This is a genomic window from Streptomyces sp. NPDC058295 (assembly GCF_042880655.1).
Lineage (GTDB): Bacteria > Actinomycetota > Actinomycetes > Streptomycetales > Streptomycetaceae > Streptomyces > Streptomyces coriariae.
Genome location: NZ_JBHVYO010000005.1, coordinates 190484 through 203510, shown reverse-complemented (window position 1 = coordinate 203510; position 13027 = coordinate 190484). Strand labels below are relative to the sequence as shown.

Below are 13027 nucleotides of genomic sequence, written 5' to 3'. Positions count from 1 at the left end.
TGCCCGGGCAGAGGGTGCGCGACGGCAGGCCGGTACGCCGCTACGGCCTCGTCGCCCCGGTCGCCGCCGTGCGTATGCGGAACTCGGTCCAGGGGGTCGGTTCCAGGTCGTCGTTCAGGGTGCCGTACCAGCCCGTGCCGTCGAGCCAGGCGTACAGCCAGGCTGTGAGGCTGGGGGCGTCGACGAACCAGGCGTGGTCGGGGTCGCCGGGGTTCGGCTCGAAGAGCAGGACCGTCGCCTGCGGGGAGCGGCAGTCCACGCACGCGTACATCGCGCAGCCCCAGTGGGATATCGGCAGGACGCCCTCGGGCCAGGGCCAGTCGGGGTCTTCGCGACCGCTTGCGCGGTTGGCGAGGTACTGGGCGACGGCGGCTGGTTCACCGGCCGGAGAGCTGTCGAGCAGGGGCAGCAGGCCGTACTCCGGCCCGAATCCGCCGTCCCCTATACGCAGGTAGAGGTCGGCGAGCAGCGGCGGCAGGCGGAAGCCGAGTGCGGACTCGGCACGGGCCACGGTGGCCGCGTCCACGGGGTCGGGCAGCGAAGGCCGACCCCAGGGGCGGGTGGTGGCCGCCTCGGCCGCCACCCTTGCCCACAACTGCTCGTTCTCGGTCATGGGTTCATGATGCAGGCCGCCACTGACAACCGGCCCGGCCTGTGGACAACCCGCCGCTTGTGGACAACCGGCCAGCGGTGCGCCGCGTCGAGCGGCCGGCCGCCCCGGCTCCTGACGGGCTGTGGACGACGAGCCGATCGGGGCTCGGCCCGTCAGCGCGCCGCGAACGGCTGGTCCGTGGGCACGATTTCGCGGCCCAGCGGGAACAGCGAGACCGGAATCAGTTTGAAGTTCGCGATGCCGAACGGGATGCCGATGATGGTCAGGCAGAGGAGAAGGCCGGTGACGATGTGCCCGATGGCCAGCCACCAGCCGGCGAGGACCAGCCAGAGCACGTTGCCGAGGCAGGAGGGCGCACCCGCGTCACGGCGCTCGATCGTCGTGTAACCGAAGGGCCAGAGGGCGTAGACGCCGATGCGGAAAGCGGCGATGCCGAAGGGAATGCCGATGATCGTGATGCAGAGCAGCGCTCCCGCGGCCAGGTAGGCGAGGAACAGCCAGAATCCGCTCAGGATCAGCCAGATGACGTTCAGGATGGTCTTCACTGGTGGCGACCTGCCATTTTCTCGAGCCGGGCGATACGGTCCGCCATCGGCGGGTGCGTCGAGAACATCTTGGAGAGTCCCTGGCCCGGGCGGAAGGGATTCGCGATCATCATGTGGCTCGCGGTCTCGATGCGGGGCTCCGGGGGCAGTGGAAGCTGCTTGGTGCCCGTCTCCAGTTTGCGCAGCGCGCTCGCGAGGGCCAGTGGGTCGCCGGTGAGCTGCGCGCCCGAGGCGTCCGCCTCGTACTCACGGGAGCGGCTGATGGCGAGTTGGATGACGCTGGCGGCGAGCGGGCCGAGAATCATGATCAGGAGCATGCCGAGGATACCGGGACCGTCGTCGTCGTCCGAACGGCCGATGGGGATCAGCCAGGCGAAGTTGACCAGGAACATGATCACCGAGGCGAGCGCTCCGGCGACCGAGGAGATGAGGATGTCCCGGTTGTAGACGTGGCTGAGCTCGTGGCCGATGACGCCGCGCAGTTCGCGCTCGTCGAGGAGGCGCAGGATGCCGTCCGTGCAGCACACGGCGGCGTTGCGCGGGTTGCGGCCGGTGGCGAAGGCGTTGGGTGCCTCGGTCGGGGAGATGTACAGGCGAGGCATGGGCTGACGGGCCTGGGTGGAGAGCTCGCGGACCATCCGGTACAGCGCGGGAGCCTCGAACTCGCTCACCGGGCGGGCACGCATCGCGCGTAGAGCCAGTTTGTCGCTGTTCCAGTACGCGTACGCGTTGGTGCCGAGCGCGATCAGGACCGCGATGACCAGCCCCATGCGGCCGAAGAAGCTGCCGATGACGATGATGAGTGCGGACAGTCCCCCGAGGAGTACTGCGGTCCTGAGCCCGTTGTGCCGGCGGTGCACGGTACGCCCTCCAAGTCGTGCAGCAGGGGAACCCTTTGCTTGCGAATCTTGCTCTCGTCCGGTGGCACTGTGCCGTGGTGTCACATCCAGTGCACCTTCCCGTACTGGTCAACGCCAGGCGGGAGGCACTAGTTCCCTTGCGCCTGCGGGCAGGGGTGTGGGCCGTCCGGGTGGGGACGGGGGCATGCGCGCGCGTGCGGGCTCAGAAGAGGCCGGTGTCGGTGAAGCGCAGGACCAGCTGAGGTGCTCCGGAGAGGGCGATGCCGAGGGCCGCGGTGAGGGCGATCGCGGCGGTGAGCGGGGCGGGGACGCGGTGCTTCTCGGGCTCGCCCTCGGGGGCGCGGAAGAGCAGCGCCGTCCACTGGAGGTAGTAGTACAGGGCGATCACCACGTTGACGGCCATCACGACCGCGAGCCAGCCGAGGCCCGCGTCGACGGCTGCCGAGAACACGGTGACCTTCGCGAAGAGACCGATGATGCCTGGCGGCAGTCCGGCGAGGCAGAGCAGGAAGAAGGCCAGGAGCAGGGCTGCCGCCGGGTGCTTCGTGTAGAGGCCCCGGTAGTCCGTGATCCGGTTCGTCGCGCTGGTACGGCCCACCAGGGCGGCCACCGCGAAGGCGCCCAGGTTCACGACTGCGTACATGAGGGCGTAGGCGACGGTGGAGCCGATGGCGTGCTCGGTGTCGTCGGAGTACGCGGCGGCGGCGATCGGTACGAGGAGGTAGCCGGCCTGGCCCACGGAGGACCAGGCGAGCAGGCGTACGGCGCTGTACGCGCGCGTGGCTTGCTGGCGGAGGGCGCCGACATTGCCGACGGTCATGGTGAGGGCGGCCAGCACGGCCAGTGCGGGGCCCCAGACGTGGGCGTACGAGGGGAAGCCGATGACGGTGACGAGGATGAGTCCGGAGAAGCCGACCGCCTTGCCGACGACCGACAGGTAGGCGGCGATGGGCAGCGGGGCGCCGACGTAGGTGTCGGGGACCCAGAAGTGGAAGGGGACGGCGGCCGTCTTGAAGGCGAAGCCGATCAGGGTGAGGACCACGCCGGTCTGGGCCAGGGTGTCCAGCCGGCCGTCGACGTGCTGGATGCGGTCGGCGACCTGGGTGAGGTAGAGGGTTCCGGTCGTCGCGTACACGAAGCTGATGCCCAGGAGGCTGACGGTGGTCGCGGTGACGGACGACAGGAAGAACTTCAGGGCCGCTTCGGAGGACCTGCGGTCGCCGTGCCGGATGCCGACCAGGGCGAAGGCGGGCAGGGAGGCGACCTCCAGGGCGACGACGAGGGTGGCGAGGTCGCGGGAGGCGGGCAGCAGGGCGGCACCGGCGGCGGAGGACAGCAGCAGGAACCAGAACTCGCCTTCGGGAAGTCGCCCGCGCGCGTCCTTCAGGGCGGTGACCGACAGCAGGGCCGCCAGCAGCGCTCCCCCGAGCACCAGGAACTGGATGACGAGGGTGAAACGGTCTGCCGTGTAGCTGCACACGCGCGTGTCGCCGGTCAGGCAGAAGGTGGAGCGGTCGCCGCCCAGGAGGGGCAGGAGCAGGGCCGTGGCGGCGGCGAGTCCGGCCACCGACAGCCAGCCGAGGAGCGGCTTGCGGGCGTCGCCGACGAAGAGGTCGGCGACGAGGACCACGAGGGCGACGACCGCCGCGAGGGTGGGCGGCGCGATGGCCAGCCAGTCGACGGACTGGACCACCGACTCGGCCAGGGGCTGGGACACGGGCTGGGCCAAGGCGCTCATCGGGTGCCTCCTGCGAGGAGTTGTTGCACGGCCGGGTCGGTCAGCCCGAGGAGGGCCTTCGGCCACAGGCCGGCGACGACGGTGAGGGCGACGAGCGGGGCCCAGGCCGCGAACTCGTAGGTCTGCACGTCGGCGAGGCGCGGAGCGTCCTGCGGGACGACGCCCATGCAGACGCGGCGGACCACGGAGAGCAGGTACGCAGCCGTCAGCAGGGTGCCGAACGCGGCGATCGCCGCGAAGGTGAGGAACGCGGGCCGGCTGAGGTCGTCGGCGGGGTTGAAGGCGCCGAACAGGGCCAGCATCTCGCCCCAGAAGCCGGCGAGGCCCGGCAGGCCGAGGGAGGCGACGGCGGCGAAGGCGAGGAGGCCGCCGAGGCGGGGCGTCCTGCCGTACAGCGCGGCGCCGGTCTGCTCGGCGAGGGTGTCCAGATCGGTGGTGCCGGTGCGGTCCTTCAGCGCTCCGACCAGGAAGAAGAGGAGGCCGGTGATGAGGCCGTGGGCGATGTTGGCGAACAGGGCGCCGTTCACGCCGGTCGGGGTCATGGTCGCGATGCCGAGCAGGACGAAACCCATGTGACCGACGGAGGAGTAGGCGATGAGGCGTTTGAGGTCGCCCTTCGCGCCCCGCTTGGCGAGGGCCAGGCAGGCCAGGGATCCGTAGATGATCCCGACGACGGCGAAGGCGGCGAGGTAGGGCGCGAAGGTGCGGAAGCCGTCCGGCGCGACGGGCAGCAGGATCCGGACGAACCCGTACGTGCCCATCTTCAGCAGCACTCCCGCCAGCAGGACCGAACCGACGGTCGGGGCGGCGGTGTGGGCGTCGGGCAGCCAGCTGTGCAGCGGCCACATCGGGGTCTTGACGGCGAGCCCGATCCCGATCGCGAGAACGGCGATGACCTGCACGGACGTGGTGAGCGACCGGCCGTTGTCAGTGGCGAGTGCCACCATGTCGAAAGTGCCCGCCTTGATTCCGATCAGGAGCAGGCCGAGCAGCATGACCACGGATCCGAGCAGCGTGAACAGGATGAACTTCCAGGCGGCCTGGGTCCGGCCCGCGCCGCCCCAGCGGGCGATGAGGAAGTACATCGGGATCAGGACCATCTCGAAGGCGAGGAAGAACAGCAGCAGGTCGAGGACGGCGAAGGCCGCGAGGGTGCCGGACTCCAGGACGAGTACGAGCGCGACGAAGGCTTTCGGGGACGGGTCCGCGGTCTGCTGCGTCGGCGGCTGTTGCTGCCGCCTGAAGTAGGAGTACACCGCGCACAGGAAGGTCAGCAGCGCGGTCAGGACCAGCAGGGGGAGGGAGATGCCGTCGATGCCGAGGTGGATGCGCACGTCGAGTGCGGGGATCCAGCTGATGTCCGTGGTGGCCTGCATCTTCGACGGATGGTCGTGGTCGAAGCCGAGCGCGAGGACGATCGCGGCGACGAGCATGGCGCCGGTCACGGTCATGCCGTGGCGCAGCACGGCCTGCTCGGGTGACTTCCCCTTCAGCCCGGGCGGAGCCGGCAGCAGAGCGGCGGCGGCGCCGAGGAGTGGGCCGACCACGATGAATGCCAGAAGGAACTGCATCACGGACTCGTTGATATCGATCACGCCCGCTCACGCTCCCGAAGCGACGAGAAGGGCGGCGACCGCCAGGACGACGGTGCCGGCGAGCAGCGCGCTCACATAGGTCTGGACGTTGCCGGTCTGGGCGCGCCGTACGGCTGCCCCCAGCCAGCGGGGCAGGGCGCCCGCGCCGCGTACGTAGGTGTCGACGACCTCGCGGTCGAGGAACCGGACGAGACTCGCGCCGGCCTGGACCGGGCGGACGAACAGCGTCCGGTACACGGCGTCGAGGTGGAAGCCCACGGCCGCGTGGCGGTGCAGCGGGCCGAGCAGGAGACGCCCGGGGTCCGCCGGGTCGAGGGCGGAGGCCACGTCTCCGTAGGCCGGCGCGTGCGTGGCGATCGCCTCGGCCTCGACCAGTCCCGCGTCGCCCTCGGGGTGGGCGGCGACCGCGCCCAGGGGGACGCGGGCGGCGAGCCCGGCGAGATGGCGCCAGGCGGCGTATGTGACGAGCCCGCCGGCCAGGGCCACTCCCGTGCCCAGGACGGACGTGGTGAGGGTCGGGGCGAGGTCGTTGCCGTCGAACCAGTCGGGGAGGGTGCGGTAGGCGAGCCCGCCGAGGGCCAGGGACGGGATGGCCAGGACCCACAGCACCACGGTCATGGTCAGTGGCTGGCGGCCGTGGTCGGGGGCCTCGGCGCCCCGGCCGTGGAAGGTCAGCAGCCACAGGCGGGTCGCGTAGGCCGCCGTGAGGAGGGCGGTGAGCAGGCCGGCGACGAGGACGATCCAGCCCGTGGCACCGGGCGCGTGCTCGGTATGGCCCGCGGTGATGTGCTCGGCGGCGCCGAGCACCGACTCCTTGGAGAAGAAGCCGCTGAACGGCGGGATCGCGGCGAGCGCGAGAAGCGCCACGGTCATCGTCCAGTAGGCGTCGGGGACGCGGTCGCGCAGGTGGCTCATGCGGGACATGGCGGCCAGCGAGTTGGTGCCGGCGGCGTGGATGATCACGCCGGCCGCGAGGAAGAGCAGCGCCTTGAACGCGCCGTGCGAGAGGAGGTGGAAGACGGCGGCACCACGGTCGCCGACGGCGAGGGCACCGGTCATGTAGCCCAGCTGGCCGATCGTCGAATAGGCGAGGACGCGCTTGATGTCGTCCTGGGCGAGGGCGGCCAGGCCCGAGCCGACCATGGTGATGGCGGCCATCACGGCGAGGGTCACCATCGCGGCCGAGGACGCCTCGAAGACCGGGAGGAGACGGGCGATGAAGTAGACGCCGGCGGCGACCATCGTCGCGGCGTGGATCAGCGCGGAGACGGGGGTGGGGCCCGCCATCGCGTCCGGGAGCCAGGTGTGCAGGGGGAACTGCGCGGACTTGCCGGCCACGCCCGCGAGGAGCAGCAGGGCGATGAGCGTCGGGTGGTCGAGCCCGCCGTGGGCGACGGTGGCGAGGACCTTCGTGATCCGGAAGGACCCGGCGTCGGTGGCGAGGGCGAACAGGCCGATGAGGAAGGGGACGTCGCCGAGTTTGGTGACGAGGAAGGCCTTGATGGAGGCGGCGCGGGCTTCCGGGGTCTCCCAGTAGTGACCGACCAGGAAGTAGGAGCAGATGCCCATGACTTCCCAGCCGACCAGCAGCACGATCAGGTCGCCGGAGTAGACGACCAGGAACATCGCGGAGGTGAAGAGGGAGACGAGCGCGGCGTACGAGGGGTAGCGCGGGTCCTCGCGCAGGTAGCCGGTCGAGTAGATCTGCACGCAGGTGGCGACGAGGCCGACCACGACGGCGACGAGGGCGGCGAAGCCGTCGATGTACAGCGCCAGTTCGATCGGGATCGAGCCGGTGGGGGTCAGTTCGGTGGCCGCGGTGACGGAGCCGTCTCCGCCCTGGCGTACGGCGACGATCGCGGCCAGTACGAGCGCGGCGAGGGTCGGCAGGACGGCGAGCGGGCGCACGAAGCCGGGAGCGGTGCGGCCCAGGAGCAGTCCGGCGGCCGCGCCCAGGAACGGCAGGAGGGGGACGAGGACGGCGAGGGTGGTCGTGGTCACGCGCTGGCCTCAGCCTTCTCGGCGGCCGTTCCGGTCGCGGGGGTGTCGCTGTCGGGGCCGTCGGTCGCGGGGCTCTCGTGGCCTTCGGCGGTGTCGCGGAGGCGGTCGATGTCAGCGGTGCCTCGGTTGCGGTGGACGGCGAGGACGATCGCCAGGCCGATGCCGATCTCGGCGGCTGCGATGGCGATGGTGAACAGGGTCAGGGCCTGACCGGAGTGCAGGGTCTCCTCGGCGGTCCTGCTGAGCCAGACGTCGAAGGCGACCAGGTTGAGGTTGACGGCGTTGAGCATCAGCTCGACGGACATCAGAACGAGGATCGCGTTGCGGCGGGCGAGAACGCCGTACAGGCCGGTGCAGAACAGCAGGGCGGACAGGACGGCGGGATAGGCGAGGTGCATCAGCGGGTGCCTTCCTGCTCGGCCGGGTCTTCCCGGGCGTCCGGAACAGAGTGGGAACTCTCCGTGACGGATCGGGAACTCTTGGTGACGTCCCGGGAGTTCAGAGGGGGAGAGCTCGACTCCGCCTTCGCCCTGCGGGACAGGACGATCGCGCCGACCAGTGCCGCGAGGAGGAGGACGGAGAGGGCCTCGAAGGGCAGGACCCAGTTCTGGAACAGGCTCGCGCCGGTGACCTCGGTGGAGCCGGCGGCCGGACCGTCCAGATCGATCCAGGTGGCGCGGAAGGCGTCGACGACCACCCAGACGAGTGCGGCGACCGCGGCGACGGCCACCGTGAGAGCGGCCCAGCGGTTGCCGGAGTCCGCGTCCGGGGAGCGGCCGATGGGGGCCTTGGTGAGCATCAGACCGAAGAGGAGGAGCACGACGACGGAACCGACGTAGATGAGGACCTGCACCCAGGCGATGAACTCGGCGGTGAGCAGGAGGTACTCGACGGCGAGGCCGCCGAGGGCGACCACGAGCCACAGGGCGGCGTGCACCAGTTGCTTGGTGGTCACGGTGACGAGGGCGGCGCCGAAGGTGACCAGCCCGACGAGCAGGAAGGCGATCTCGACGCCGGTCGGGGAGAGGAAGCCGTGGTGTGCCTGGGCGAGGGTCACGATTCTCCTCCCTGGGGTGTGTTCGACTCGGGTGGCTGGGGGGCGTTCGACGTGGCCTGGGCCGCCGCCAGTTTCTCGGCCGCCTTGCGGGCGGCCACGAGTTCCTTCGGCTCCTCGGCGGCGGGGTCGAGGGCGGGTGGGGCCGGGACGGTCCACATCCACTCGCGGAGCTTGTCGCGTTCGTGGGTGAGTTCGTGGATGTCGGTCTCGGCGTACTCGAACTCCGGGGACCAGAACAGGGCGTCGAAAGGACAGACCTCGATGCAGATACCGCAGTACATACACAGGGAGAAGTCGATGGCGAAGCGGTCGAGGACGTTGCGGCTGCGCTCGCGGCCGCCCGGGGCGGCGGGCGGGACGGTCTCCTTGTGGGAGTCGATGTAGATGCACCAGTCGGGGCACTCACGGGCGCAGAGCATGCAGACCGTGCAGTTCTCCTCGAACAGGCCGATGACGCCACGGGTACGGGGCGGGAGTTCGGGCTGGGCGTCCGGGTACTGCTCGGTGACGGTCTTGCGCGTCATCGTGCGGAGGGTGACGGCCAGGCCCTTGGCGAGGCCACTACCGGGGATGGGGGCCATTACCGGATCACCACCTTGACGATGCCGGTGAGGGCGATCTGGGCGAGGGAAAGAGGGACGAGGAGGGTCCAGGAGAGCTTCTGAAGCTGGTCCTCGCGCAGGCGGGGGTAGGTGACGCGGAGCCAGATCACGAGGAAGGCGAGGACGGCAGCCTTGAGGAGGGTCCAGACCCAGCCGAGGCCGTCGGCGCCCCAGGGGCCGTGCCAGCCGCCCAGGAAGAGGACGGTGGTCAGACCGCACAGGACGACGATTCCGGCGTACTCGGCGAGGAGGAAGAGGGCGAAGCGCAGGCCGGTGTACTCGGTGTACGCACCGAAGATGATCTCCGAGTCGGCGACGGGCATGTCGAAGGGGGGCCGCTGCAGTTCGGCGAGGCCGGCGACGAAGAAGACGATCGCGCCGATGATCTGCCAGGGCAGCCACCACCACTCGAAGGCGTCGACGATGCCGGGCAGGGAGACCGTGCCTGCCGCCATCGCCACCGAGGCGGCGGTGAGCAGCATCGGGAGTTCGTAGGCGAGGAGCTGGGCGGCGGTGCGCAGGCCGCCGAGAAGGGAGAACTTGTTGGCACTGGCCCAGCCGGCCATGAGGGAGCCGAGCACGCCGACGCCCATCACCGCGAGCACGAAGAAGATGCCCGCGTCCACGACCTGGCCGACGGCGCCTTCGCCCGGGCCGATGGGGATGGCGAGGAGCACCAGGAGATACGGGAGGAGGGCCACGGCCGGCGCGAGCTGGAAGATACGGCGGTCCGCACCCGAGGGGACGATGTCCTCCTTCTGCACGAACTTGACGCCGTCCGCGACGAGCTGTGCCCAGCCGTGGAAGCCGCCCGCGTACATCGGCCCCAGGCGGCCCTGCATATGGGCCATCACCTTGTGCTCGGTCTGACCGACGATCAGGGGGAAGGTGAGGAAGACGACGAAGACGACCAGGAGTCGCAGGGCGACGTCGAGAGCGTCGTTCACTGCGGGCCTCCTGTGGGGTCCTCGGGGGCGGGGGGTTCCGCGCGGTCGGTACGGGCGGGCGTGCCGCGGTCGGGCGAGGGCTTCTCGACGGGGCCCGCCTGCTTGGGCGCGGCCGTCCCCGGGGGTACCTGCTCAGGGCCGGCCGAGCTCGGCTCCGGGCCGGGCTCCAGGGCCTGAGCCTGCTCCGGGGCCTGAGCCTGCTCCGGGTTCGGGTCCGACTCCGGGTCCCGGTCCCGGTGCGGGTCCTGAGCGGACTCCGGGTTCTGATCGGGCTCCGGGGCCGGCGTCCGGTCTGGTCCCGGCTTCTGGCCCGGCTCCGACTCGCGGCCTGGCTTCGGCTCCCGGCCCGGCTCCGACTCGCGGCCTGACTTCGGCTCCTGGCCCGGCTCCGACTCGCGGCCTGACTTCGGCTCCTGGCCCGATTCCGTCTCCCTGCCTGGCTTCGGCTCCTGCTCCCCGTTCGGTGCCGGTGCCGGTGCCGGTGCCTGGGCCGGTTCGGGGGCCTGCTCCCGCTTCGGTTTCTGTTGCTCGCTCGGCTCTGGGGTCCGCTGTGGCTCGGCGAACGCTGGGCGGGCGTGGTGCCACGGGGCGTCGGAGCTGCGGGGGGCCTTGGAGGGGCGGGCGGGGGTGTCGGGGGATGTCGTCGGGGCCTGGGTGTGCTGGGAGGCGGAGCCTTGGGAGGCGCTGCGCGTGCGGCGCGGTCCTGCCGGAGGTTGCGGGGTCGACTCGGGGGCCGTCGGTTCCGTCGGCGCGGCGGGCTCGGTTCCTGCGGCACCCGTGGACTCCGTGGCACCTGCCCGCTGTGACGCCGAGCCCGCGCTCGCGCTTCGGGCGCGGCGGGGTCCGGCAGGCGTCGCCGGAGCCGAGGGAGCCTCCGGGCCTGAAGGAGTCGCCGGAGCCGAGGAAGTCGTCGGAGCCGAGGAAGTCGAAGGAACCGGCGAGGTCGGAGAGGTTGGTGAGGCTGGTGGGGTCTCTGTGGTCGGGGGGGTCGGCTGGGTTGCTGAGCCCTCCGATGCCGTGCGGGCGCGGCGGACCAGGCGGTCGCCTGCCGCTCGTCCTGCCGCTGCTCGGGCCGGGCGGGCCGGGGCGGGCGGGAGTTGACCCTTCAGGGGGCCCCATTCGTTGGGGTCGGGGACGCCTGGGGGGAGCATCTGGCGGCGCTTGGGGCCGCCGTGCTCGGACTCTCCGGGCTCCTTCGCGCCGGGCCAGGCCTTGGCGACGCGGGCGGCGAGGACGAAGTCCTTGCGCAGGGGGTGGCCTTCGAAGGTCTCCGGGAGGAGGAGGTGGTTCAGGGCGGGGTGGCCCGCGAAGGTGACGCCGAACATCTCGTGCGTCTCGCGTTCGTGCCAGGCCGCGCCGGCGTAGACGTCGACGGCGGAGGCGAGGGTCGGTGCCTCGTGCGGGATCGTCGTGCGCAGCAGCAGGCGGCGCACGGGGGACAGTGCCACCACGTGCGCCGAGACGCGGAAGCCCGTGCCCGGTTCGTCGACCGCGCTCAGCCAGTCGAAGTAGGTGCAGGTCAGGCGGTCGCGGGCCACGCGCAGGGCGTCGGTCCAGGATGAGGGAGGGACATCGACCGTCAGGACGTCGTACGACTCCTCGGCCGTGGCCTGCGGACCGAAGAGCTCGTCGGCGGGGGCGGGGAGCCAGCCGATCGTGGTCATCGGCCCTCCCCCGACGGCGCGGCGGGGGACTCGGCGGCCGGGGGCCGCACCAGGCCGCTCTGCAGGGCGGCCGGCGAGGGGCGGGAGACGGCCGGGCGGGACGGGGTCGGGCCGTAGCGCTCGCGCAGGGACTCCCGGGCGATCTTCTCCTGGAGCTTGAGGATGCCCTGGAGAAGCGCCTCCGGGCGCGGCGGGCAGCCCGGCACGTACACGTCCACCGGAATGATCTGGTCGACGCCCTTCGTCACCGAGTACGAGTCCCAGTAGGGCCCGCCGCAGTTGCTGCACGCGCCGAAGGAGATGACGTACTTCGGCTCGGGCATCTGCTCGTAGAGACGCTTCAAGGCCGGGGCCATCTTGTCCGTGACCGTGCCGGAGACGACCATCAGGTCGGCCTGACGGGGGCCCGGCGCGAAGGGGATGACGCCGAGGCGGATGAAGTCGTGGCGGGCCATCGACGCGGCGATGAACTCGATCGCGCAGCAGGCCAGGCCGAAGTTGAAGACCCAGAGCGAGTAGCGGCGGCCCCAGTTCAGGATCACCTTCATCGGCTCGGGGGCCAGGCGGGCCAGGGTGCCCAGGCGCTTCGGCTCCGGCAGCGGTACGGGTTCCGAGAGCACCTGTTCCGACTGCTCCGACTGCTCCGCGTGCTCCGGGTGCTCCGGGTGCTCCGGGTGCTCCGACTCTTGCGGTTGTTCCGGGTGCTCCGGGTGTTCCGGCGCATTCACTTTCGGCGTCACGTCCATGTCAGGACGCCCTTCTTGTATGCGTACAGCAGGCCCACGGCCAGGAAGCCGAGGAAGATGAACATCTCCACGAGCGTGGCCGCGCCGTAGCCAGGGGCCGCGAAGACCGTCGCCCAGGGGAAGAGGAAGATCGAGTCGACGGCGAAGATCACGTAGAGGAAGGCGTAGACGTAGTAGCGGACCTGGGTGTGGGCCCAGCCCTCGCCCACGGGGTCGACGCCGCACTCGTACGTCAGGAGCTTCTCCGGGGTGGGGACCACCGGGCGCAACAGGCGCCCGGCGCCGAAGGCCACGGCGACGAACAGCACGCCGACGACGGCGAGCAGCCCGACGACGGAGTAGGACTGGAAATAGTCCGCCGCGAATTCCGCCGCGACATCGACGGTCCGTTCCCGCACGCCCGTCCCTCGCTCCCTGACCTCAGTCTCTTCGACGACAGGCCCGTTCGACGATCTGTACGCACGGGAGTCTAGGCCCTGATAAAGGGACGGTAAGCAGCCCGTCACGCCTCGTCTTGCGAGGCGGGGGTTTTCCCCCGGTCGAGGAAGGCAGCAGACCTCATGGCGCGGCGCCGTGCGGCGCGGCAGGCTAGCCCATATGACCGCTTCCGCCAGCCGATCCGCCTCCGACCCGAACACCTCCGACAAGGGGGGTTCCCA

Annotated in this window: 13 protein-coding genes; all 13 read right to left on the bottom strand. The window is 71.0% G+C overall.

The annotated features are described in order from the left end of the window. Positions 1–40: 40 nt before the first annotated feature. Positions 41–613, bottom strand: coding sequence for an SMI1/KNR4 family protein (locus ACFVYS_RS07650; RefSeq protein ID WP_389499800.1), 573 nt, complete (start codon positions 611–613; stop codon positions 41–43). 152 nt (positions 614–765) lie between these two features. Beyond that, positions 766–1158 (bottom strand): YccF domain-containing protein, encoded by a 393-nt coding sequence (locus ACFVYS_RS07645; protein WP_351757594.1) that lies wholly within the window; start codon positions 1156–1158, stop codon positions 766–768. Further along, positions 1155–2018, bottom strand: coding sequence for a zinc metalloprotease HtpX (htpX, locus tag ACFVYS_RS07640; protein ID WP_020130197.1), 864 nt, complete (start codon positions 2016–2018; stop codon positions 1155–1157). Before htpX ends, ACFVYS_RS07645 begins: the two co-directional genes overlap by 4 nt. Positions 2019–2220: 202 nt before the next feature. After that, positions 2221–3756, bottom strand: coding sequence for an NADH-quinone oxidoreductase subunit N (locus tag ACFVYS_RS07635; RefSeq protein WP_389499798.1), 1536 nt, complete (start codon positions 3754–3756; stop codon positions 2221–2223). Next, the gene (locus ACFVYS_RS07630; protein ID WP_389499796.1) at positions 3753–5351 is read right to left on the bottom strand and encodes a NuoM family protein; all 1599 of its coding nucleotides are present in this window, start codon (positions 5349–5351) and stop codon (positions 3753–3755) included. The genes ACFVYS_RS07635 and ACFVYS_RS07630 overlap by 4 nt, the downstream gene beginning before the upstream one ends. A 6-nt stretch (positions 5352–5357) precedes the next feature. Further along, complete coding sequence (locus ACFVYS_RS07625; RefSeq protein WP_389499794.1) at positions 5358–7352, bottom strand: NADH-quinone oxidoreductase subunit L; 1995 nt, start codon at positions 7350–7352, stop codon at positions 5358–5360. Next, entirely contained in the window at positions 7349–7750 is a 402-nt protein-coding gene (gene nuoK / locus ACFVYS_RS07620) for an NADH-quinone oxidoreductase subunit NuoK (protein WP_362568075.1), read from the bottom strand. The genes ACFVYS_RS07625 and nuoK overlap by 4 nt, the downstream gene beginning before the upstream one ends. Continuing rightward, complete coding sequence (locus tag ACFVYS_RS07615; RefSeq protein WP_389499792.1) at positions 7750–8409, bottom strand: NADH-quinone oxidoreductase subunit J; 660 nt, start codon at positions 8407–8409, stop codon at positions 7750–7752. Before ACFVYS_RS07615 ends, nuoK begins: the two co-directional genes overlap by 1 nt. Beyond that, positions 8406–8990: a NuoI/complex I 23 kDa subunit family protein gene (locus ACFVYS_RS07610; RefSeq protein ID WP_389499790.1), complete on the bottom strand. Its 585-nt coding sequence runs from the start codon at positions 8988–8990 to the stop codon at positions 8406–8408. Before ACFVYS_RS07610 ends, ACFVYS_RS07615 begins: the two co-directional genes overlap by 4 nt. Further along, positions 8990–9958, bottom strand: a complete 969-nt coding sequence (locus tag ACFVYS_RS07605) for an NADH-quinone oxidoreductase subunit H (RefSeq protein WP_389499788.1) — start codon at positions 9956–9958, stop codon at positions 8990–8992. The genes ACFVYS_RS07610 and ACFVYS_RS07605 overlap by 1 nt, the downstream gene beginning before the upstream one ends. Continuing rightward, a complete protein-coding gene (locus ACFVYS_RS07600; RefSeq protein WP_389499786.1) occupies positions 9955–11622 on the bottom strand; it encodes an NADH-quinone oxidoreductase subunit C in 1668 nt (555 codons plus the stop codon). Before ACFVYS_RS07600 ends, ACFVYS_RS07605 begins: the two co-directional genes overlap by 4 nt. Then, positions 11619–12368 (bottom strand): NADH-quinone oxidoreductase subunit B, encoded by a 750-nt coding sequence (locus tag ACFVYS_RS07595; RefSeq protein ID WP_389499784.1) that lies wholly within the window; start codon positions 12366–12368, stop codon positions 11619–11621. Before ACFVYS_RS07595 ends, ACFVYS_RS07600 begins: the two co-directional genes overlap by 4 nt. Further along, positions 12359–12766, bottom strand: a complete 408-nt coding sequence (locus ACFVYS_RS07590; RefSeq protein ID WP_020130187.1) for an NADH-quinone oxidoreductase subunit A — start codon at positions 12764–12766, stop codon at positions 12359–12361. Before ACFVYS_RS07590 ends, ACFVYS_RS07595 begins: the two co-directional genes overlap by 10 nt. Positions 12767–13027: the final 261 nt, after the last annotated feature.